Origin of the sequence: Pseudomonas paraveronii (genome assembly GCF_963681955.1) — a bacterium.
Classification (GTDB): Bacteria; Pseudomonadota; Gammaproteobacteria; order Pseudomonadales; family Pseudomonadaceae; genus Aquipseudomonas; species Aquipseudomonas paraveronii.
On record NZ_OY817130.1, the window covers coordinates 1,781,916 to 1,800,235 of the forward strand.

The window sequence follows — 18,320 nt, forward strand, 5'->3', positions numbered from 1 at the left end:
AGCCAGGTTTCCGCCATGCATCCCGCAGCCGAACATTCGCCGCTGGGCAAGTCCAGTGAATACATCAGCACCTACACCCCCTCGTTGCTGTTCCCGATCCCGCGCGCCGCGAAATGGGCCGAACTGGGCCTGAGCGCCGAGACCCTGCCGTACACGGGCGTGGATTTCTGGAACTGCTTCGAACTGTCCTGGCTGCTGCCGTCGGGCAAGCCGGTGGTGGCCATCGGTGAGTTCAGCATTGCGGCCGACTCGCCGAATATCATCGAGTCCAAGTCCTTCAAACTGTACCTCAACTCGCTGAACCAGACTGCGTTTGCCGATACGCAAAGCCTGGAGGCGACGTTGCGCAACGACCTCAGCGCTGCTGCCGGCAAGCCGGTGGGTGTGCGCATCCGCAGCCTGGCCGAGGTTGAGGCCGAAGGCGTGATGGCGTTGCCGGGTGTGTGCATCGATGACCTGGATATCAGCGTCAGCAACTACGAACACCCGCGTCCGGAACTGCTGCGTTGCGATGACTCGCGGATTGTCGAGGAGAGCGTGCACAGCCACCTGCTCAAATCCAACTGCCCGGTCACCAGCCAGCCCGACTGGGGCAGCGTGGCGGTGCAATACCGCGGCGCACAGCTGGATCACGCCAGCCTGCTGGAATACCTGGTGAGCTTTCGCCAGCACTCGGACTTCCATGAACAGTGCGTGGAACGGATCTTCCTGGACTTGCAGCGCTTGCTGAAACCGGAGAAGTTGACGGTGTTTGCGCGTTATGTGCGGCGGGGTGGGCTGGATATCAACCCGTATCGCAGTACTGAGGATGTGCAGTTCCAAAACCTGCGCCTGGCGCGCCAGTAACCTTGTACACAAACCAAAATGTGGGAGGGGGCTTGCTCCCGATTGCAGTGGGTCAGGCACAGAGACTGTGACTGACACTCCGCTATCGGGGGCAAGCCCCTCCCATTTTGGTTCTCTGCTTGGCTTGGGCTCGGGTTAAATGCCGATGTTGCCCAAGGTGATCACAATATTGCGCAATGTCCCGGCAATGCCCGGATGGTCCAACTCGAAACTTTCTACCGCCCGGTTCACATCATCAGCGATGCTCGGCGGCTGAGTGGCCGGTTCCAGTTCAAGTTGCACTTCAAACTTGGCAAGCAAGGCTTCCAGCGCTTCACGTTTTTCGGACGGCAGCGGTGGTTCTTGTTCCAGTTGCTCGCGCAGGATGTTGACCTGTTCTTGCAGTTTTTCGCGGGCAGGCATGGTGTTCTTCCTTTTATCGATAGGCACTGGCGTAGACCACGGCACGCCGAGAAAGGTCTACGAGAGGAGCTGTAGATTAATCTACCGGCGCCGTCTGTGCATGATCTCAATCAGGGCTTTTCGCCTTTGAGCTGGCGCAGGCTGATGTCCGCCAGGCAGGTACCGAGCTCGCCGAGGTGATCGATCACCGAATGCACCCCCAACCCATACAGCGCCACGGTGGCCTTGCCGCGTTTGTATTCGCGCTGTTGCTCGGTCAATGCCTGCCATTGCTCTGGCGCCAGGCCGCACAGCGAACCGCAGGACGCCAGGCCGATAGTCCACAGCCCAGCGTTCAGGCCCGATTGCAGCAGGCGCGGCTCGCCGCTGACCAGTACGCAGCCTTCCAGGCGTTCGATGTTCAATTCCATCAAGGCTTGCCAGCACGCATGGGGGGCGGGCCAGCGGATGGAAGACGGCGACGCCGCCTTGAGCCAATCGGGCAGCGCAGCGGCCAGCGGGGTTGTCACCGAGGGCGGCAGCTCATCCAGCCAGGCGCAGGGCACGCCTTGTTCCTTGAGGCTGCGCAGGATCTTCAATGCTCCTGGCGTGGCTTCGGAATGCGGGGAGGGTGAATCGGTGCGCGCCTGGGAACCAAAATCCACCAGGCAGCCACTCAGGCCAAACAACACGGCGGTCAAGGTGGGGGCAGTGGCGATGGCTATCTCGGCATGAGGCATTTCGACATCCCTGAAATAGCTGTGACGCTATCGGAGTGGCGTGACAAGTCCATGACACTTTGTAGGGTTTTTGTACATTCTCTGTATGTCGTTTCTTAGCATCTGCCCAAGAAGGACACTTCCGTCATATACTGGCGCCTTATTCAGGGCATAGCGCCCATGACAGACTATTCAAGGAGCAAAAGCTATGCGCTGGAGCCACTACTTCGCTCAGTTTTCGGTGTGTGCCGCTATCCTGATGACCCCTTTCGCCGCACAGGCCGCGTCGGAAGATGATCCATGGGAAAGCGTCAACCGCCCGATCTTCACCTTCAACGACACCGTTGATACCTACGCCCTCAAACCATTGGCCCAAGGCTATCAGTTTGTGACCCCGCAATTCGTGCAGGACGGCGTTCACAACTTCTTCCGCAATATCGGCGATGTCGGCAACCTGGCCAACAACGTGCTGCAACTCAAGCCGCACGCCGCCGGTGTGGATACAGCCCGCCTGTTGATGAACACCACCTTCGGCGTGCTGGGCTTCGTCGACGTAGGCACCAAAATGGGGCTGCAACGCAGCGATGAAGACTTCGGCCAGACCCTTGGTTACTGGGGCGTCGGCAGCGGTCCTTACGTGATGCTGCCGCTGCTGGGTCCAAGCACCTTGCGCGACGCGCCGTCCAAATACGTGGACAGCTACACCCAACCGTACCGCTACATGAACGACATCGGCTGGCGCAACAGCACCTTCGGCCTGAACATCGTCGACACCCGTGCCAGCCTGCTCGACAGCGAGAAGCTGATCACCGGCGACAAGTACACCTTCATCCGCAACGCCTACCTGCAGAACCGCGAGTTCAAGGTCAAGGATGGGAAGGTCGTCGACGACTTCTAAGTCCAGACGTCTTGAAACGAAAAAAGGCGACCGCGTGGTCGCCTTTTTTGTGCGCGGGTATTAGCGCATTTTCAGGATCTTCAGCCCCAAATGTTGTTTTTCGCCCTCGTTCTTCGCCCATACCACCTGGGTGTCCGCTTCCAGGCCCGTGAGGGCGGCATGTTCCGACTCGATGCGCACGGTCAGCAGATCGCCCACCGTGAACTGGCGAGGTGCCTGCACTTGCATGCCGGAGCTGGAAAGGTCCACGCAAACCCCGTCAATTTCCTGCCCGGCGTGGATCAAAGAGACATCGGCATTCACTCGCATGCGGATGAAATCGCGCTTTTCAGCGTAGTCGCGCTCGTGTTCGCTCACAGCTTCCATCCTTACTTTGTGTTGTGGTGATGGCTGTTCTTATAACTCCCTGTGATTTGCGATGTAAAGACGCCCGGCGACCATCGGCATGAGCTTGAAACCCCTGGCGGATGGGAGTACCGTCTGCGCCTTAGAAGGGCACCTCTGCTTTACCGTTGTGCGTGGGCAAAAAGCCTATGCTTTGTAGGACAGAGAGGCTAGAAAGCGAATCCAGTAGCGTGAGCACGGCCATTGCCGAGCCGCCTACGCCAACCTAATTCTGGCGCCGTTTGCCCACATGCCAAAAACCAGTGCCACGCTGCTGATAATCGATGACGACGAAGTAGTGCGCGCAAGCCTTGCGGCCTATTTGGAAGACAGTGGCTTCAGCGTCCTGCAGGCCAGCAATGGCCAACAGGGTCTTCAGGTATTCGAGCGCGATAAGCCCGACCTCGTGATCTGCGATCTGCGCATGCCCCAGATGGGCGGCCTCGAGCTGATTCGCCAGGTGACCGAGCTTGCTCCGCAGACGCCGGTGATCGTCGTGTCTGGTGCCGGGGTGATGAACGATGCCGTCGAGGCCCTGCGCCTGGGCGCCGCCGACTACCTGATCAAGCCCCTGCAAGACCTGGCGGTGCTGGAGCACTCGGTGCGCCGAGCCCTGGATCGTGCACGCCTACTGGTGGAAAACCAGCGCTACCGCGAAAAGCTCGAAACCGCCAACCGCGAACTCGAAGCCAGCCTGAACCTGCTCCAGGAAGACCAGAACGCCGGTCGCCAGGTGCAGATGAACATGCTGCCGGTCAGCCCGTGGACCATCGATGAGTTCAAGTTTGCGCACCAGATCATCCCGTCGCTGTACCTGTCGGGTGATTTTGTCGACTATTTCCGCGTAGATGAGCGGCGGGTGGCGTTTTATCTGGCCGACGTGTCCGGCCACGGCGCATCCTCGGCATTTGTCACCGTGTTGTTGAAGTTCATGACCACACGGCTGTTGTTCGAATCCAAGCGCAATGGCACCTTGCCGGAGTTCACCCCCTCCGAGGTGCTGGGCCACATCAACCGAGGTCTGATCAGCTGCAAGCTGGGCAAGCACGTGACGATGGTGGGTGGCGTGATTGATGAAGAAACCGGTCTTTTGACCTACAGCATCGGCGGTCACCTGCCGATGCCGGTTTTGTACACTCCTGACAGTGTGCGCTACTGGAAGGGCGTGGTCTGCCCGTCGGCTTGTTCAATGAAGCCACCTACGAAGACCACATCCTGGAGCTGCCGCCGACCTTCAGCCTGACGCTGATGTCCGATGGCATCCTCGACCTTCTTCCAGAGCCTACACTCAAAGAGAAAGAAGCCGCCTTGCCCCAACGGGTCAAGTCGGCGGGCGGCAGCCTGGATGGCCTGCGGCAGGTTTTTGGATTGGCCACGCTAGGGGAGATGCCGGATGATATCGCCCTATTGGTGTTGAGCAGGAATCTTTGATGAGTACCGGAAGAATCCAATTCGCCGAGCAAGACGGGACCTTCGTCCTGAAGTTTGTCGGTGAAGTGCGCCTGACCTTGTGTTCGGCGCTGGATGCAACGATTGAGCGGATTTTCACAGCACTGAATTTCTCGGCGATCGTGATCGATCTGACCGAAACCCGCAGCATCGATAGCACCACCCTTGGGTTGTTGGCCAAGTTGTCCATTCTGTCTCGGCAGAAGGTCGGCCTGTTGCCCACCGTCGTCACCACCCACGAAGACATCACCCGTCTGCTGCAGTCCATGGGCTTCGATCAAGTGTTCAACATCGTTGACCGCCCGATCCCCTGCCCGGAATGCCTGACCGACCTGCCGTCCCAGGATCAGTCCGAGGAAATCGTGCGGATCAAGGTGCTGGAAGCGCACAAAATCCTGATGGGTTTGAACGAGTCCAATCGCGAAGCCTTCCACGACCTCGTCAACGCCCTCGAACGTCACTGACCTCACTCTCCAAGTGGGGAGGGGCTTGCTCCCGATGCCGGTGGGCCAGCTACAGATTTGCTGACTGATGCACCGCCATCGGGGGCAAGCCCCCTCCCACATTTGACACTGAAAAAAAGGGCGGCACCCTCACAGGTGCCGCCCTTTTTGCTGCCGCCGCTGTTACAGCTTGGCAGACAACAACGCTTCGAGCTTCTCTTGATCCCGAGCAAACTGACGAATCCCCTCGGCCAGCTTCTCAGTCGCCATCGCATCTTCGTTGGACTCCCAACGGAACTGCGCTTCAGTCAGATGCATCCGCGCTTCACCGGCATGGCCTGGCGACAGCTTGCGCTCCAGCTTGCCGGTATCGGCCGCCAGTTTCTCCAGCAGGTCCGGGCTGATCGTCAGGCGATCACAGCCGGCCAGCTCTTCGATTTGGCTCAGGTTGCGGAAGCTTGCACCCATCACCACGGTCTTGTAGTCATTGGCCTTGTAGTAGTTGTAGATGCGCGTCACCGACTGCACGCCGGGATCATCGGCGCCGGTGTAGTCGTTGCCGTTGGCTTTCTTGTACCAGTCGTAGATACGGCCCACGAACGGCGAAATCAGGAACACACCCGCTTCGGCACAGGCCACGGCCTGGGCGAAGGAGAACAGCAGGGTCAGGTTGGTCTGGATGCCTTCTTTTTCCAGCTTCTCCGCCGCGCGGATACCTTCCCAGGTGGACGCGATCTTGATCAGTACGCGATCACGGCCAACCCCGGCTTTGTCATACAGGTCGATCAGACGGTGCGCACGCTTGAGTACGGCGTCAGTGTCGAACGACAGGCGTGCATCCACCTCGGTAGAGATACGGCCGGGCACCACTTTCAAGATTTCTTGACCCACCGCCACCGCAAAACGGTCACTGGCCAGGCCAACATCACCGTTGCAGTCCTTCACGCATTCATCCAGCAACTTGGCATAGCCCGGAATCGACGCGGCTTTGAGCAGCAGGGAAGGGTTAGTGGTGGCATCTTGCGGCTTGAGATTGGCGAGGGCCGCGAAATCGCCGGTATCGGCGACGACGGTGGTGAACTGTTTGAGTTGTTCCAGCTTGGAAGTCATGGGCGTGCTCTGTCCTATGGGTCTGATGACATTACCCGAGCGCTGGCAGGCGCTCAAGGGCGCAAATGCGTTCGATCGTTTGCGAGGGCAACAACCTGAAAACAGCCGTTTGAATGACTGGCCTTGCTGCTAAATAGGAGGGCAAGATCGCCCGCAGGTTCAACCCAACAGCCCAATGAACACCGCGATAAACACGTGGGCGCCGGTTTTACCGGCCCTCCAGCAACCCGGCCGCCTGATCCAGCAACGCCAACGGATCACTCGCTTTATGAATATCCACCGACAACAACTGCCTGAACTTGCGCGCCCCAGGGAAACCCGTGCCCAACCCCAGCACATGCCGCGTAATGTGATGCATCGAGCCACCGCTCGCCAAATGCTCCGCGATATAAGGCCGCAACTGCGCCAACGCCTCTGCCCGACTGATCACCGGCCGTGCACTGCCGAACAACTGCTGATCCACCTCCGCCAGCACATACGGATTGTGATAAGCCTCCCGGCCCAGCATCACCCCGTCAAACGTCTGCAGATGCTCTTGGCATTGTTCCAGCGTCTTGATCCCGCCGTTGAGAATAATCTCCAGCTCGGCAAAATCCCGCTTCAACTGCGCCGCCACGTCATAACGCAACGGCGGAATGTCGCGATTCTCCTTCGGCGACAACCCCTCCAGAATCGCAATCCGCGCATGCACGGTAAAACTGGTACACCCCGCGTCCTTCACCTGCCCGACGAAATCGCACAGTTGCGCATAACTGTCCCGCCCATTGATCCCGATCCGGTGCTTCACCGTCACCGGAATCGACACCGCATCGCGCATCGCCTTCACACAATCGGCGACCAACGCCGGATGGCCCATCAGGCACGCGCCGATCATATTGTTCTGCACCCGATCGCTGGGGCAGCCGACGTTGAGGTTCACTTCATCGTAACCGGCCGCCTCGGCCATACGGGCACAGGCGGCCAGATCGGCGGGAACACTGCCGCCCAGTTGGAGGGCGAGCGGGTGCTCGGCCTCGCTGTGGCGCAGGAAGCGCTCGTGATCGCCGTGGAGGATCGCGCCGGTGGTGACCATCTCGGTGTAGAGCAGGGCGTGTTTGGAGAGCAGGCGTAGGAAGAACCGGCAGTGGCGGTCGGTCCAGTCCATCATGGGTGCAACGCTAAAGCGCCGAGACAGTGCGGGGCTTGATTCTGCTGGGCTAAAGCTCTGTTTTTGAATCATTTTACTCAACGTGTATTCGGCAGGTTTTAGGGCGTTTTCAGGCCTTTTTTAAGGCTCGGTGGTACGATGTACCACCCAAAAACTGACGCGTACCACTTTCGATATGGCGACTATCAGGGCAAGAAAACTGGCGGATGGGACTGTGAGCTACACGGCTCAGATCCGCATCAAGCGCGACGGAGTGCAAGTCTACCAAGAGAGCCAGACCTTCGCCCGAAAACAGGCCGCCCAGGCCTGGGCGCGTAAGCGCGAGTCTGAGCTGGATGAGCCTGGTGCGATCGAGCGGGCAAACCGTAAGGACGTCACCGTCAAAGAAATGATCGAGCAGTATCTGTTGGAAGTGGAGAAGGCCCGTCCGCTGGGCAAAACCAAGAAGGCCACGCTCGAAGCCATCGGCAAGATGGACATCGGCAAGCTGAACGATACAGACATCAATACCCAACGCCTGGTCGACTTTGCCCTTTGGCGCATGAGCAAGGCGGGCGGCGGGGTCCAACCCCAGACCGCCGGCAACGACCTGGCGCACCTCGGCGCTGTTCTGGCGATTGCCAAAGACGCATGGGGTTACCAGGTCGATCCACTCGCGATGAGCGGCGCCCGACGAGTGCTACGGAAACTCGGCTACAACCTCAAAAGCCGCGAGCGTGACCGCCGGCCGACGTTGGACGAACTGGGAATGGTGCTGACGCACTACCAAGCCATGCAGGCGAGGCGCCCGAGCGTCACTAATATGCTGAAGGTCGTGGGTTTTGCCCTGTTCTCCACGCGACGGCTGGATGAAATAACCCGTATCCGTTGGGCGGACGTCGACGAGCCTGGCCAGCGGGTGCTGGTGCGCGACATGAAGAACCCCGGGCAGAAGATCGGCAACGACGTTTGGTGCTACCTGCCGGATGAGGCGTGGCAGATCCTCCAAACAATGCCGAAGGCCGGCGAAGACATATTCCCCTACAGCCCTGAATCTATATCCACCTCCTGGGCGAAAGCCTGCAAGTTTTTGAACATCGCGGACCTGCACTTTCACGACCTTCGACATGAAGGCGTCAGCCGCCTGTTTGAGATGGACTGGGACATTCCGCGTGTGGCTAGTGTTTCCGGCCACAGGGATTGGAATTCGATGCGTCGATACACCCACCTGCGCGGCAAGGGTGACCGCTATGTGGGCTGGGAATGGCACGAGAAAATCCTGAGGGCGCCCGTCCAACTGGGCGCCGCATCACAGAAGTGGCTTAAAAGGCGTGTTTTAACCCGTTGAGCTGGTTGTGCTCTTTAACCGCGGCGGCGCGCTGTCGATCTAGATATGCGGCCAGGTCAGTGAGATGAACGCCCTTGGCCGACTTCTGGCTCGGCTCCAGGCGTGTGATGGGAATCTTGATCTGACCACTCATCACCTTGCGCTGGAACATTTCCGGCGTAAGGTGCGTGAAGTAATCCCGGCAAACCTGCTCCAGCGAGATGATTGCCTGGCCGTCGTATTGGGCCATCAGGATAAAGGCTGTGTTCATGATGGACCCCCTCACATCCGAAACGATTGGTGAATGAACACCGGCTGAGCCTTATGTTCTGCGGGTTTCGCCATGGCGCCCTGGATTTCGAAAACGAACTGATGCCGCTTTTGGTTGGGCGCAGTCAGCGCCTCGGTCAAGCTAGGCACGACGTCGGTGCATTGCTCGTAGGCGTGGGGGCCGCTCCAGCTATCAGCCTTCACCACCTGGCAATCCGTTCGTGACGCATCCGCGCACAGGTACAGCAGCAGGAATACGGTCATGACTCGTCTCCCGGAAACCCTGGAAAGTCATCGTTGGCGTCGAGTTCTGCGTAAGCGAACACCCTCCAATGGATACCGCGACGAAGGTAGTGGCCGAGCATCCAATGGATGACAGCGGCTTGCTCATCTTCACTACGCTCCCCAATACAGTGCCCTTGCTGCCGCAGTAGCTGGGCTGTACTGGCTAATTTGGTGTGAGGAATACCAAGGATGTAGCGCAGGTCAGCGGTCAGTTCCAATGGTGCCGATACTGGTGTCACTGGCTCAAAAGAGTAAAAAGTGCGGGTGTCGCTCGAATTTTGATTTGAATGCATGGTGCTTCTCCTTTCTGGCGGTTGGGGAGTTGCAGCTCCCCGTGTCCCGTTTGTGTTGGGTATCAGCGCGCGTATCGACGCGGTTTGTTTTGTTTGGCTGCTTCGCGCTCGGCCATGAATGCAGCCCATTCCGCCGATTTGCTCTGCTGACGGATGCGGCTACAGGCACCATGCTTGCGGGTGGAGCGTGCCTTGCCGCAGATGTCGCAGCGGCTGGGCAAGTCCAACCGGTGGCTCGCCATAGCGGGGCGGGTTCGGATTCTTGGGTCCATCAGTTCCCTCCCATGAGCATGCGCGTCAGTGCATTGGGCTGGCCATCTGGAGTCAGCTTGTCGAGTGGTTGTGTGACACTGCGGCCGTTCCCGGCGCGCAGAGTTGCAACATTGCCGTCGATGGCGACGATCACGCCTGTACGAGCGCTCAAACGATATTCCCGACCGCCGCCGCTCATTGCGACGTAGCTGACCGTGTCGCCGATAGCCAGCGGGGTTGTGGTAGCCTCTACAGCGCCGCCTTGGGGTTGATTCACTTGCATGGTGCTTCTCCTTTGGGTGGTCGGTGTCGAGGGGTTGCAGCCCCTCGACACCACCTTCTTATCGGCTTTCGCCGGTTGGGTTTTGCTTGCGCACCAGGTGCAGCAGCAGGTTCTCAAACTCAACAACCTCATCAGTTGCTGACTGCCATTCCAGGACTGCCTGGATCTGTTCCCGGCTGCACTCCAGCACGAGGATTTCTTTATCGCTTGCCGCACGAACCTCCAGGATCGCGACCAACCCAGCGGGGTCGTAGGCTTCGGCGTGAACAATCTTCCCGGACTCGTTGAACCAGGCCTTCAGCTCTTTAAGATGTCGTAGGCGGTTGGTTTCCCCCTTTTCGCCGTCGCCGGTGATGACTTGTACGTGCATGGTGCTTCTCCTTTGGGTGGTGGCCGGCGTTGCAGCGCCTGGCGGGTGTTGCTGTTGATTGGTCAGGCCTGGAAGTGCCAGCACTTCACGATGGGTTGCTTGGTGATGACTGCGTTGCTGGTCTTGGCCTGGTGAGCCCGTACCGCGCTGTCAGTGGCTTTGTTGATGTCGAGCAGCTTCCGGGAGCGGGAGTCTTTCAGGCGCTCGCGCAGCTCGCTGACGTCGGCGATCTTCTGGCGATGCTCGGCCGCGCACTTCACAAAGTCGTTGAGGTTGATGGCGATGATGTTGTCTTTCTTGCTGTGGTTGACCACCGGGCCGTCGGCGTCGAGACCTTCGAGGTACTCGTACACTTCCCAGAATTCAGCCACTACCGGGTGGTCGGAGCTGATCGAAGACTGGCGCTCGATCGCCATGCGAATAATCTGCGTGCGGGTGTGGCTGATCTGCGGTTCAGTCAGAGGGACCACCATGCACAGGCAGTCGAGCAGGGCGAGCAACTGGGCGTGGTTCTTGTTGATCCGCTCCACGCGGATGTAACCGCGCAGCTTGTTGCCGCACTGGTGGCAATCGCTTTGCTCGTCGTGAAACGGGGTCTCGCAGGCGAAGCAATGCGAATGCAGATTGCGCAATTTCGCCTCGTAGCCAGGGATGCGCTGGGCGAATAGGTCCATCACTTCCAGCTCTTTGCGAACGGCCTGTAGAACAAAATTGCTGAGTGTCGAGCCTTCCAGGGCGTTTAGTCGGTCTGCCGCCGCGCGGCTCTCAGGCGTCACGTTCGGGCGCACAAAATGCAGTTTCACGATCCGGGTCATGATCGCTTCAGACGCCACGACAGGGGCGTTCTGGCTGATGGCGATCGTGCCGCGAAATGGGGGCTCGTAGGTCTCGTTGCCGGCGGTTTTAACGCCCTTGGTCGCGAGCGTCCCGCCGCCGTAGTAGTCCTTAAGTTCGTCCCACTCAAAGGTCTTGGCGTGGGCCTTGTCGTCGCCGCTGCGGTCAGATTCCAGCAGTACGATGGGCATGCCGGAGACCTGGCCCATCAAGCGGCTGCGGCCGGCCTTGGTGGATTTGGACGGGTCGAACCCTTCGTAACCGTCCCGTCCCGCCAGTTTCCAGAGCAGGGTGAGCAAGGTGGTCTTGCCGGCGCCGGCTTCGCCCGTGGCTTCAAGAAACGGAAACGACTGGTACCGAGCGCGGATCTGTTCGGCGAACAGTGAGCCAAACCAGAAAGTCAGTGCGACGATGCCCTGCGCGCCGAAGCACTGCCACAGAAGTCCCAACCACTGCTGATCGTATTTTTTGCCATCCTTCTCCAGATCGATCTTCACGCCCTTTTGCAGGGTCTTGAGTTTCAGCTTGCCCATCTCAAAAAACTCCTCTTCGTTGATGTGGATGACCTGGCCCTCGCGGACGGCGACGTCGTTGAACACGTAGCAGTGGTATTCCTTGCTGTAGCCCACGTAGTCGATGGTCTGAACGGTCTTGATGCCGAAAAGCTGGTCTTTCATGAGTTTGTCCAACTGTTGTCCACTGCCGGTGAACACGGCCCCAGCGCCCATGCCGAGAAGTCTTTTTTTGAACTCGCTGGCGGCGGCGACCTGACCGCCGGTGAAGGTGTTTTTCACGGAACCACCGTCGTGCGGGAAGTCGACGCGGAAGAAGTACCAGGACTCGTCGGTGATCTCGTTGCGTTGGAAATAGAGGGCCTTGGGGTAGCAGTTGGCGATTTCGACGACGCAGCCGGCCACGTTCAGCGCTTTCTCCCTGAGCTGCTTTTCGTTCAGCACTTGGGCTTCCTGGTCATCGCTTTTCTCCAGCGCTTGTTTGGCGCTGTTGTATTTCGCGAGATCCAATTTCCACCAATACAGGCGGGAGTCGAAACAGAAGTGAAACTCCTCCCGCTCTCGCCACTGGTACATGAGCAATGCCTTGTCGCTAGCACTCTCAGCAATGAGCAGGGCGCCCTGGTGACGGGCTTCTTTCAGGTCTTTGTCGATACGCTCGGCACGGGCTTTCTCGTCGTCGATAAACGCCCATCGCTGATGCAGATCGTTCCAGTCGACCTTGCGCGCATCCGGCTGCGATACCTGGGCGGCGTCGCAGGTGAAGCCGAGTTCGCGGGCACGTTTCACCCAACTACGTGTGTATTTGTGAGCGCCTGGCTCGTTGTCCAAGGCCCAAACCAACTTGGGTGTTTTACCGCCGCGCGCGGTGACGAGTGCCTTCAGCGACTCTTCTGGAAACGCGTTTGACGACAGGGCGGCAACAGCAGATATACCGTTCTGAACGAGCGCGATGGCATCGAAAATGCCTTCAACAATCCACAGATCGTCTACCTCCAGCAGGTCCAGGCACGGGGGGCACCACCAATGCCCCCTGTAGCTCTTGAGAGGCTGGAAGCGGGCCTTCTTCTTGCCGAAGCGGGAAGGCTGGTCAATCAAGCGCTCCCAGTACCCACCATGCTCCAGGGAAAGCGGACGGTTGCTGAGCCGATGTTCAGGTCGCGATCGAAGTAGCTCTCCTGGGTGTACCAGCCCTCAATCAGCTCGACGCGAAAACCTCGGGCAAACGACAGGTACGCCTTGGCACTGGCAGCAGGCTGATCACTGGTGGCCGGCGCACGCTTGCTCCAGTCGTCGAACAGGTCCGGGTACAGCTCCTTGGTCGGAGCCATATACCGGCATTTTTCCTCGCGGCCACAGCGTATGAACCAAGGTTCGTCGTGGCGGGAAAACAGGCGTTTCTGATTGCACTGCGGGCAGGTGCCCTTGCGCATGTAGTGCGTGCCGACCATGTGCTGCAGGCCGTAATCAGATTCCAGGCGCTGAAGTACATCAGCGCGGATCTGTTGCTCCATGGGCTTGCGATTCACTGCGCATGCTCCGCAACAGCCACGACGAGCTGCTTTTTCAGCTCGCTGCGCGTCTTGCAGATGCCGGCCAGGTAGGGCAAGTCCTCAAGCACCTTCGGTGCCCGCTGACCGCTCGGCACATTCCGGTAGCGATCGGAGTACCAAATATCAGCCATGGTGACTTCGTACTGAGTGGTCAACCACAGCAGGTATTGCTGCGCCTGCTGTTCGTCCAGCTCCAGTTTTATGGTGATTTTGCTCATTTCGGCCACCAGTAAGTTGCAAATTTCCCTACCCACGCGGTGCGGGCATCAATCAGGAGTGGGGTTCGGATTAGTGCGGGAGGTTGCGAGTAAGCAGCAGCCGTGTGGGGAGCAAACGTGCTGAAACGGGGTGTCGCTGTTGGGTGCAGTTATCGAGCAGCCAGATGACCGGGCGGTACGCGCCGCTGTTGGGGTGAACGCCAAGCCAGGCAATACGCTTGCAGGTCATGCTCTCGAACTCAGAGACGGCCAACTCAGCGATGCGCTGCACCAGATGCTGAGGGACTTCAAGAGACAGCGTCAGGTACCGGGCGCAATTGTCGAGCAATTGGCTGTCACCGGCCAGATGCTCGCAACGGTGGCGGTAGAGGTAGGCCACTGCTGCTTGTTGCATCGCAGCGCGGTAGTCACTGGTGGGGTTTGTAGTGAGGGCGATAGTTTTCATACGGTTGTGGCCTCCATTTCCAGCTGGTCCAACAGATCGGGTTGATCGTTGGCTGTTTTCATTGCCTGGCGACGAATGACTACGTCCGCAATCGGCAGCTTTACCGCCGGGTTGGGCATGCCGCTGGGGCTCAGTTCGTGGGTCATTTGAAATTCGGCGCGGCCAGCCCAGCCGCATGCTTCGTTCGTGCATTGCAGGTAGGTGATGCGCAGGAAAATATGTTGGCCTTCGCTGGTGCGAATACGCATGCGGCCGTGACAGTGAGGGCAAACCAGCTTGTAAGTGCTCATAAACAGTGTCCTTTACAACGCTTCCGCAGCTTCGTGGGCAATGTTCAGCGGTGTGATTGCGTCACCGATGGCCAGGCGGATGTCAGTGCCAGAACAGTCGTGATTGGTGGTGGCGACGATTTCTTTTAATGTGTTCAGTCGCTGTTGAGCTATCACCAGCAGATCCGATAGATGTTTCCTTTCTTCTTCAAGGATGTAGGTCATGGGTAATCACTCAAAAAAAGAGGTCGAACGCTTGCTGCAACGTTTGCAGGAGCGGCATGAAGCACTAGCGAAAGTCATGCGTGGTCGTGATGCGACAAAGCTGACTGACAGGGAAGAGCCCGGACTGGTAGTCAGTGCCGAAGACATCCGCTTTGCTGTCGACGACGTAGCCACCGCGCTGAAAGAGATCAAGGCACGTCTAGGCAAGGGCTGACTGCAGGCGCTCACTGTTTTTTCCCCCGGCTGTGCAGCAGAATCGTTGCCAGGACCTCGGAGTGGCGAGCCGCCATGTAATGGCTGTGAGCGCGCAGAATTGCCTCCGCTTCGTCCCGCTCAATAACGCCGTCGTCCAACGCCTTTGCAATGATCTGATCGACCACACCGCGCTTGGCTGCGGCCCTTACCGAACGGTTGTAGAGGTCGATGTTGTCCAGCGTTTCAGGTTTGGCCAGGGGCACGAACATGCCGCCATACATGGCCGCGATGTATTCCGGCAGGTAGGTGGTGCCCATGTCTTGCTCTAGCAGATGGATCTGCTCATCGCTCAGAGGCCGGCTGCCGGCGTTTTCGTAGATGTGGTTATCGAACTTCTTGAGTTCGTACCCCAGGCGCGCAGCTGCGCATTCCCGGCCACCTTCGTAGTCGTTGATCACTGCGCTCATTACCTGGCGCTTGGTCGCTAGAACTGGGCGTTTCATCTTCTGGTTTCTCCCTGGAGTCATCGCCCCTACAGTCATTTCATACAGCCTGTGCTGTGATTTGCTCGGCGCTTTCCGCAAGGATTCCCGGCAGCACTTCCTTGCCGATTGCCCGAGAAAGGTCGCGCAGGATTTGGAACGTCAACCGGCCACGGGGCAGCTTGTCGTGCCCTGCCCAGCGCTGAACCACTTGCGTCACCGTGCGGACCTCATAGCCGTGGCTCAGGGCGAACTGACGGAAGTTGCTGCCGCGCTCAATCAGCCGTGCTTGGATGTGGCGCTTTTCCATGGCTTGGCTCATGGTTGATGTGTTCCTAGTTGGTTAAGATGTACTCATTGCGCATAAGCCTATTTATTCTATTTAAATAAATCAAGCGGTATTTACTCAAAATGCAGAAAAAGTCTTTGGACGCCGTGCTTGACCGCTTGATGACGGTCTTTGCCGTTGATAGCGACAGTGAGTTGGCACGTAAGCTGGACGTGAATCGACAGACGCTGGGGAGTTGGCGCAGCCGGCAATCCATTCCTTATGCGTTATGCGTAAACGTGAGCGAGGCTGAAGGCGTTTCTCTGGATTGGTTGCTCACGGGGGAGGGGGCAATGTTGCGAGGTATGTCAGTGGTGCCGGCCGTATCGCCTCCTATTAGCCCGCAAGAGGACGCAATCCTGGCGCTATTCCGTTCATTAGAAGAGACCGATAGGCGGGAGATACAGAGCGCTGCTGAAGAAAAGAAACGCATAAGGGACATAGAGCAGCGCCTAAAGGATTTGACGGAAGCCCTTGCTGATACCAAACGGCCAGCATAATCTGTACCTATTAAGAACGTATCAATTGCGCAGGGACGCTGATGATCGTCGCCGCTAAAGCTCGACAAACAGAGCTAACAGGCCCGCCGACCGGCGCTGTCTTGAATCAACATAAGGATGTGGTCCATGTTCAAAGCAATATCGGCCTTTGTCTGTCTGTTCATTACGTTAATTTCGATCGCGTCTGCTGATATCCGCCAGATAGACGAGGGCCTCCTTGTTAATGCCGTCGGTGATCCAGTACTCAAAAAGGCCCACGAAGAAGACGCGCCAGGCTGCATAGCAACTCGATATACATTTGGCGACGAGATCTTTGCGATGAAACTTGAGTTCAAGTGCGACCGAATCAATGTCGCATGGAATGGTTCAAGGGAGCCTCAGAATGTTTCACGTAGCCAATATGCTGCGCAGCTCGCGCAAAGGGCGGTGATTGCATTGACGCAGGGGAGCGGTGTCGAAGTTGAAAGGGTTATGGATGGGGCGATTTATAAAAGCCGCACTTTTGCGAATGGTCTTTCTTTAAGTGGGGCTTGTGTTATGAGTACTTGTTTGCTGACATTTAAGTGATTTGTAAGCGCTTGATCTCTCAAAGCGTCTGGTATTTTTGAGATTGATGGGTTTTAACTGATTTGCAATGTTTTTGGTGGTTTAAAATTTTGGGGTTTGGGGAGCGTTAGTATGCCGGTGCAAAAGGCTAGAGTCGGAATTTATGATATATCGAAGTGTGGGTATTATACTTGGCGTGGCGCAGATTCTGAATTTGGAAGCATAGAGGAAATTCTGCAAGATCTTGGGGGTTGGAGTAAGGATAAGCCGTTAAGTCAAACTAAGACTTATCAGCAGTCCGAGTTTACTGAGTTGTGCCCTGCATATATTTTGGATATAAAAAAGAAGAACGGTAATTGGCTTGTTAAAATATGGAATGAGACTCCCGCGTCAGAAGGAAGCGTTCATTCTGTCGTGGGGAGTTCCAGTGTTGGTCATCCTACAGTAATTGCTAACAAAATCCAGAAGGGAAGTATTCCTGGTTTTGCAACGTATTTCTGGGTGGTGCCTGATAAAAATGTTTTTGCAAGTATTGGCTTCCAGCATCTTATTACCGGTCAGCCGGCTTTTCAGCAATACATTAAGTCTTATATGGAGCTTTTTTCGAAATTTGTAGTGCATGCAAAAAATGCTAGTGCTGGGGCTGATATTGAATTGCTTGGCTATAGGGAAAGCGAAAAGGATAGGCCGCAAAAGCTTTACCCGAAATTTCAGACGGGCTTGTACCGTAAATCGGGAGAGTTTGATTTTTTACTCAAAAATGTCGAAAAAATATCTCGTGCTATTCGCAAAACTAGACTTCAGCTTAATCGTAAAGATGATCTTAAGGTCTGGCAGCAGGTTCTGCGCTGGACGAAAATTTCGGAACCAGAAAAAAAGCCGGCTGATTTTATTAATTTGCAATATGAGATTGGTACTCATATAACCGAAAGTGATATGAGCGGAATTATTGATGAGTACAAAGAAAATACCGAAAGACAATGGGACGATTATGGGTTTAAAATAAAAGGTGATCCGAAAACTCACTGGTTAAGTCACGCTACAGCTAGAGGAGAATTTGAATTGGATGTTGAGAAGGATAATGATGAGGTGTTTAATACGGACTCTTTGTTGGCTGCACTAGATAAGCGTAAAGCAGCAATACTTAAAATGTTACTATGAGAAAGTTGCTAAAGGTTGTGGCTTGGATAACCTCAGTTTCTTTTGTTGGGGTGTCTTGCTGGCTGGGAAGGGAAGTTCCTTTCGAAAAGCAGTGGCCTCTTTTTGAGGCTCTGCGTACCACTGCGTCTATTATTTTTGCGGTTGTTGGTGCGTGGATTGCGATAGTCTATCCAGAAAGGCTAAAGTTATCATTTGTAGACGAAAAGGCGTCAGGTGAAGGTAGCCAAACTGGATTGAGTAGGTTGTTCTCTCCTGTCGTTCATTCAACCGCAATTTTGTGCATTATTTTAGTTATAGGTGTGGTGGCGCCGCTGATAAAAATATTTCCATTCGCTTTAGAGTATAAAGACTTGCTGCGCGGACTTTCATATGGCGCGCTTGTGGCTTTAACACTGTGGCAACTTTGGACTATTGTTCTAACCTTGGTGCCGGCTGATGTCATAAAGACTATGACCGATAGAGAGGATGAGCGCAAAAGGCTACTTGAAGGATATTCGAAGCAGAGTTCAAAAGAGTAAGTGTTTTATGCTTTAAATTTACTTAACCTTCTAAATTCCCGGCGTTGCAGTTCAGCGATGGCGTCGGAGGAACAGGCTGCCTGAAATCACCGCGCATA

General features: G+C 56.7%; 26 protein-coding genes and 2 pseudogenes. 10 read left to right on the plus strand and 18 right to left on the minus strand.

What is annotated here, in order from left to right:
• Window positions 1-15: 15 nt before the first annotated feature.
• Window positions 16-846 (plus strand): NADPH-dependent 7-cyano-7-deazaguanine reductase QueF, encoded by an 831-nt coding sequence (queF, locus tag U5A08_RS07985; RefSeq protein ID WP_321851098.1) that lies wholly within the window; start codon window positions 16-18, stop codon window positions 844-846.
• Window positions 847-981: 135 nt separating this feature from the next.
• Here queF and U5A08_RS07990 read toward each other — a convergent pair whose 3' ends face one another.
• Entirely contained in the window at window positions 982-1,248 is a 267-nt protein-coding gene (locus tag U5A08_RS07990) for a DUF4404 family protein (RefSeq protein ID WP_247402236.1), read from the minus strand.
• A 110-nt stretch (window positions 1,249-1,358) separates the two neighbouring features.
• Window positions 1,359-1,967, minus strand: coding sequence for an HAD superfamily inactivated hydrolase PcrP (gene pcrP, locus U5A08_RS07995; RefSeq protein WP_247402239.1), 609 nt, complete (start codon window positions 1,965-1,967; stop codon window positions 1,359-1,361).
• Between the two features lie 238 nt (window positions 1,968-2,205).
• On the opposite strand from pcrP, the gene U5A08_RS08000 reads away from it, so the two are divergent.
• Window positions 2,206-2,844: an MlaA family lipoprotein gene (locus U5A08_RS08000; protein WP_425262844.1), complete on the plus strand. Its 639-nt coding sequence runs from the start codon at window positions 2,206-2,208 to the stop codon at window positions 2,842-2,844.
• Between the two features lie 60 nt (window positions 2,845-2,904).
• Here U5A08_RS08000 and U5A08_RS08005 read toward each other — a convergent pair whose 3' ends face one another.
• The gene (locus tag U5A08_RS08005; RefSeq protein WP_253394148.1) at window positions 2,905-3,201 is read right to left on the minus strand and encodes a PilZ domain-containing protein; all 297 of its coding nucleotides are present in this window, start codon (window positions 3,199-3,201) and stop codon (window positions 2,905-2,907) included.
• Between the two features lie 277 nt (window positions 3,202-3,478).
• Here U5A08_RS08005 and rssB point away from each other — a divergent pair.
• Both rssB and rssC read left to right on the plus strand, forming a co-directional pair.
• Window positions 3,479-4,659, plus strand: a pseudogene (gene rssB, locus U5A08_RS08010) (two-component system response regulator RssB).
• Window positions 4,659-5,141 (plus strand): anti-sigma factor antagonist RssC, encoded by a 483-nt coding sequence (gene rssC, locus U5A08_RS08015; RefSeq protein WP_017848891.1) that lies wholly within the window; start codon window positions 4,659-4,661, stop codon window positions 5,139-5,141. Before rssB ends, rssC begins: the two are co-directional and overlap by 1 nt.
• Window positions 5,142-5,303: 162 nt before the next feature.
• Here rssC and tal read toward each other — a convergent pair whose 3' ends face one another.
• On the minus strand, window positions 5,304-6,230 hold the full coding sequence (gene tal / locus U5A08_RS08020) for a transaldolase (RefSeq protein WP_253394150.1): 927 nt from the start codon (window positions 6,228-6,230) through the stop codon (window positions 5,304-5,306).
• 208 nt (window positions 6,231-6,438) lie between these two features.
• Window positions 6,439-7,449, minus strand: coding sequence for a tRNA dihydrouridine(20/20a) synthase DusA (gene dusA / locus U5A08_RS08025; RefSeq protein ID WP_321851101.1), 1,011 nt, complete (start codon window positions 7,447-7,449; stop codon window positions 6,439-6,441).
• Between the two features lie 103 nt (window positions 7,450-7,552).
• On the opposite strand from dusA, the gene U5A08_RS08030 reads away from it, so the two are divergent.
• A complete protein-coding gene (locus U5A08_RS08030) occupies window positions 7,553-8,704 on the plus strand; it encodes a tyrosine-type recombinase/integrase (RefSeq protein WP_321851102.1) in 1,152 nt (383 codons plus the stop codon).
• Here the strand turns inward: U5A08_RS08030 and U5A08_RS08035 are convergent.
• The 11 genes and pseudogenes from U5A08_RS08035 to U5A08_RS08085 form a co-directional block, all read right to left on the minus strand.
• On the minus strand, window positions 8,679-8,954 hold the full coding sequence (locus tag U5A08_RS08035) for a pyocin activator PrtN family protein (protein ID WP_126589590.1): 276 nt from the start codon (window positions 8,952-8,954) through the stop codon (window positions 8,679-8,681). The two genes, U5A08_RS08030 and U5A08_RS08035, sit on opposite strands and share 26 nt — an antisense overlap.
• 11 nt (window positions 8,955-8,965) lie before the next feature.
• A complete protein-coding gene (locus U5A08_RS08040) occupies window positions 8,966-9,217 on the minus strand; it encodes a hypothetical protein (RefSeq protein ID WP_321851105.1) in 252 nt (83 codons plus the stop codon).
• Window positions 9,214-9,531, minus strand: a complete 318-nt coding sequence (locus U5A08_RS08045) for a hypothetical protein (protein ID WP_321851106.1) — start codon at window positions 9,529-9,531, stop codon at window positions 9,214-9,216. The genes U5A08_RS08040 and U5A08_RS08045 overlap by 4 nt, the downstream gene beginning before the upstream one ends.
• 62 nt (window positions 9,532-9,593) lie before the next feature.
• Window positions 9,594-9,803, minus strand: coding sequence for a hypothetical protein (locus U5A08_RS08050; RefSeq protein WP_321851107.1), 210 nt, complete (start codon window positions 9,801-9,803; stop codon window positions 9,594-9,596).
• On the minus strand, window positions 9,803-10,066 hold the full coding sequence (locus U5A08_RS08055) for a hypothetical protein (protein ID WP_321851109.1): 264 nt from the start codon (window positions 10,064-10,066) through the stop codon (window positions 9,803-9,805). Before U5A08_RS08055 ends, U5A08_RS08050 begins: the two co-directional genes overlap by 1 nt.
• A gap of 58 nt (window positions 10,067-10,124) precedes the next feature.
• On the minus strand, window positions 10,125-10,436 hold the full coding sequence (locus U5A08_RS08060; RefSeq protein WP_321851111.1) for a hypothetical protein: 312 nt from the start codon (window positions 10,434-10,436) through the stop codon (window positions 10,125-10,127).
• 62 nt (window positions 10,437-10,498) lie between these two features.
• Window positions 10,499-13,296, minus strand: a pseudogene (locus U5A08_RS08065) (toprim domain-containing protein).
• An 11-nt stretch (window positions 13,297-13,307) separates the two neighbouring features.
• Window positions 13,308-13,553 (minus strand): hypothetical protein, encoded by a 246-nt coding sequence (locus tag U5A08_RS08070; protein ID WP_079443088.1) that lies wholly within the window; start codon window positions 13,551-13,553, stop codon window positions 13,308-13,310.
• 70 nt (window positions 13,554-13,623) lie between these two features.
• Window positions 13,624-13,998, minus strand: coding sequence for a hypothetical protein (locus U5A08_RS08075; RefSeq protein ID WP_321851113.1), 375 nt, complete (start codon window positions 13,996-13,998; stop codon window positions 13,624-13,626).
• Window positions 13,995-14,288 carry an Ogr/Delta-like zinc finger protein gene (locus U5A08_RS08080; RefSeq protein WP_141605783.1) on the minus strand — a complete coding sequence of 98 codons (294 nt, stop codon included), beginning with the start codon at window positions 14,286-14,288 and terminating at the stop codon, window positions 13,995-13,997. Before U5A08_RS08080 ends, U5A08_RS08075 begins: the two co-directional genes overlap by 4 nt.
• Before the next feature lie 12 nt (window positions 14,289-14,300).
• Window positions 14,301-14,492, minus strand: coding sequence for a hypothetical protein (locus tag U5A08_RS08085; protein ID WP_169921912.1), 192 nt, complete (start codon window positions 14,490-14,492; stop codon window positions 14,301-14,303).
• On the opposite strand from U5A08_RS08085, the gene U5A08_RS08090 reads away from it, so the two are divergent.
• The gene (locus tag U5A08_RS08090) at window positions 14,491-14,706 is read left to right on the plus strand and encodes a hypothetical protein (protein ID WP_321851120.1); all 216 of its coding nucleotides are present in this window, start codon (window positions 14,491-14,493) and stop codon (window positions 14,704-14,706) included. The genes U5A08_RS08085 and U5A08_RS08090 overlap by 2 nt on opposite strands.
• A 10-nt stretch (window positions 14,707-14,716) precedes the next feature.
• On the opposite strand, the gene U5A08_RS08095 is transcribed toward U5A08_RS08090, so the two are convergent.
• Together U5A08_RS08095 and U5A08_RS08100 are read right to left on the minus strand one after the other, a co-directional pair.
• Window positions 14,717-15,190, minus strand: coding sequence for a YmfL family putative regulatory protein (locus tag U5A08_RS08095; protein WP_321851121.1), 474 nt, complete (start codon window positions 15,188-15,190; stop codon window positions 14,717-14,719).
• 40 nt (window positions 15,191-15,230) lie between these two features.
• Window positions 15,231-15,479 carry a hypothetical protein gene (locus tag U5A08_RS08100; RefSeq protein ID WP_321852193.1) on the minus strand — a complete coding sequence of 83 codons (249 nt, stop codon included), beginning with the start codon at window positions 15,477-15,479 and terminating at the stop codon, window positions 15,231-15,233.
• Between the two features lie 101 nt (window positions 15,480-15,580).
• Between U5A08_RS08100 and U5A08_RS08105 the strand changes: the two genes are divergently transcribed.
• The 4 genes from U5A08_RS08105 to U5A08_RS08120 all read left to right on the plus strand — a co-directional run bounded on the left by U5A08_RS08105 (window position 15,581) and on the right by U5A08_RS08120 (window position 18,222).
• Window positions 15,581-15,997 (plus strand): helix-turn-helix domain-containing protein, encoded by a 417-nt coding sequence (locus tag U5A08_RS08105; RefSeq protein ID WP_321851122.1) that lies wholly within the window; start codon window positions 15,581-15,583, stop codon window positions 15,995-15,997.
• Window positions 15,998-16,123: 126 nt separating this feature from the next.
• Complete coding sequence (locus U5A08_RS08110) at window positions 16,124-16,564, plus strand: hypothetical protein (RefSeq protein ID WP_321851123.1); 441 nt, start codon at window positions 16,124-16,126, stop codon at window positions 16,562-16,564.
• 111 nt (window positions 16,565-16,675) lie between these two features.
• Window positions 16,676-17,704 (plus strand): hypothetical protein, encoded by a 1,029-nt coding sequence (locus tag U5A08_RS08115; RefSeq protein ID WP_321851125.1) that lies wholly within the window; start codon window positions 16,676-16,678, stop codon window positions 17,702-17,704.
• A complete protein-coding gene (locus tag U5A08_RS08120; protein ID WP_321851127.1) occupies window positions 17,701-18,222 on the plus strand; it encodes a hypothetical protein in 522 nt (173 codons plus the stop codon). Before U5A08_RS08115 ends, U5A08_RS08120 begins: the two co-directional genes overlap by 4 nt.
• Window positions 18,223-18,320 lie beyond the last annotated feature (98 nt).